At 62.9% G+C, this 2212-nt stretch carries 3 protein-coding genes; 2 read left to right on the forward strand and 1 reads right to left on the reverse strand.

Translation table 11 applies throughout. From position 1 onward, the window contains the following. The coding region (gene rsgA, locus ACXRVY_RS25235; RefSeq protein WP_458238546.1) for a small ribosomal subunit biogenesis GTPase RsgA at positions 1-1017 on the reverse strand (1017 nt) is incomplete at its 3' end. A 107-nt stretch (positions 1018-1124) separates the two neighbouring features. Between rsgA and orn the strand changes: the two genes are divergently transcribed. Further along, complete coding sequence (gene orn / locus ACXRVY_RS25240; protein ID WP_008035288.1) at positions 1125-1667, forward strand: oligoribonuclease; 543 nt, start codon at positions 1125-1127, stop codon at positions 1665-1667. Between the two features lie 199 nt (positions 1668-1866). After that, positions 1867-2212, forward strand: a 346-nt coding sequence (locus tag ACXRVY_RS25245; RefSeq protein WP_458238547.1) for a trimeric intracellular cation channel family protein, incomplete at its 3' end; no start/stop codon positions are given.

Genomic DNA, 2212 nt, shown 5'->3' on the forward strand with positions numbered 1-2212 from the left:
CCGCAGGCTGGCGATGATCGAACGGTAGCTGTTCATCCGTTGCTGCTGCACGCGGCCGTCTTCCAGGGCCTTGAGCAGGGCGCAACCGGGTTCGCGGTCATGCTTGCAGTCACGGAAGCGGCAGGTGCCGAGCAGGTCGTTGAATTCGATGAAGCCGGCCTCGACATCGGCACGGCTGACGTGGCCCAGGCCGAATTCGCGGATGCCCGGGGAGTCGATCAACTCACCGCCGCCGGGGAAGTGGAACAACCGCGCGGTGGTGGTGGTGTGAGTGCCCTGGCCGGACAGCTCGGATAACGGGCCGACGCGGGTTTCGACATCCGGCAGCAGGCTGTTGACCAGCGACGACTTGCCGACACCGGACTGACCGACGAACACGCTGATGCGCCCGTCGAGTTGCTTCTGCAACTGCTCCATACCATTGCCGTGGTGCGCCGACACTTCCAGCACCGGATAGCCGAGGGTGCGGTACACCGCGAGCAAGGCATTCAGCGCCGGGGCGTTGTTGTCATCGATCAGGTCGAACTTGTTCAGCAGCAACAGCGGTTTGATGCCCGCATGTTCGGCTGCGACCAGATAGCGGTCGATCAGGTTGGCGTGGGGCTCGGGCAGCGGTGCAAACACGATGACGATCATGTCGACGTTGGCCGCAACAGGCTTGAGCTGACCACGGCTATCCGGGCGGCACAGCTCTGTGTTGCGCGGCAGTTGCGCCACGATCACGCCGATACCCTGGTTGCCGGCACGCCAGACCACCTGATCGCCGGTCACCAGCGCCGGCAGGTTGGCGCGCAGGTGGCAACGGAACACCTGGCCGGCCAGTTCGCCGTCGCGGGCCTCGACCTCGACCTGCACACCGAAGTGCGCGATCACCAGGCCGTGCTGTTCCGGGCCCAGATCGCCGCCCTCAAGCGCCTCGACAGCGGAGGACTCGCGTTTGGCGGCGCGGGCAGCGCGTTCGCCCTGAATCTTTTCGATGCGCCAGTTTTGACGACGATTGAGTTGGCGTTTGGCCATGGGTGTTCCGTATCAAGAATGCAGCGATTAGGTAAAACGGCCGCGAGTTTAGCACGCCCGGCCACCGGCCTAGGCTAAACTGCGCAGCATTGCCTAGGAGCCGACACATGCAAAACCCACAGAACCTGATCTGGATCGACCTGGAAATGACCGGTCTGAACCCGGACACCGACGTCATCATCGAAATGGCCACCATCGTCACCGACAGTGACCTGAACACCCTGGCCGAAGGCCCGGTGATCGCCATTCACCACAGCGACGAAATCCTCGCCGGCATGGACGAGTGGAACACCCGTCAACACGGCGGTTCCGGGCTGACCCAACGGGTTCGCGACAGCCGCATCAGCATGGCCGAAGCCGAAGCCGAAACCATCGCCTTCCTGGAGAAGTGGGTGCCGAAGGGCAAGTCGCCGATCTGTGGCAACAGCATCTGCCAGGACCGTCGCTTCCTTTATACCCACATGAAATCCCTGGAAAGCTTCTTCCACTACCGCAACCTCGACGTGTCCACGCTCAAAGAGTTGGCTGCGCGCTGGGCACCGGACGTGCGCGACAGCTTCAAGAAGGGCAGCACCCACCTGGCGCTGGACGACATCCGCGAATCCATTGCCGAGTTGCAGCACTATCGCAAGCATTTCATCAAGTTCTGATTCACAGCCGGCCGTACCGGCCCCATCGCGAGCAAGCTCGCTCCCACAGGGTCGGCGCTGTACCTGTGGGAGCGAGCTTGCTCCGGGCGGCGTTCCGACGATGGCTTAGGCACAGTCGCCACCAGTGGTCGAGTGGCGCCCTCTTTTGGTGCCAGGGTGAAGTGAGTAGACTGCGCGCCTTTTTGCAAGGATCGCCACCATGCTGCTGATGCTCTACCTGATCGCCATCACCACCGAAGCCATGACCGGTGCCCTGTCTGCCGGGCGTCGTGGCATGGACTGGTTCGGTGTGGTGTTGATCGCTTGTGTCACRGCGCTGGGTGGCGGGTCGGTGCGCGACGTGCTGCTCGGGCACTACCCGCTGACCTGGGTCAAACACCCGGAATACCTGGTGCTGACGTCTGTCGCCGCGATGATTACGGTGTTCACGGCGCGTTGGATGCGCCATCTGCGTTCACTGTTCCTGGTGCTCGATGCCATGGGCCTGGTGGCTTTTACCCTGATCGGCTGCATCACCGCCCTGGAAATGGGCCATGGCATGTTGG

The sequence above is a fragment of the Pseudomonas sp. P5_A2_2 genome (assembly GCF_054177685.1).

What these genes read in the sequence shown, in the direction of transcription:
- orn (WP_008035288.1), top strand. Translation starts at nt 1,125, where the DNA reads ATGCAAAACCCACAGAACCTGATCTGGATCGACCTGGAAATGACCGGT.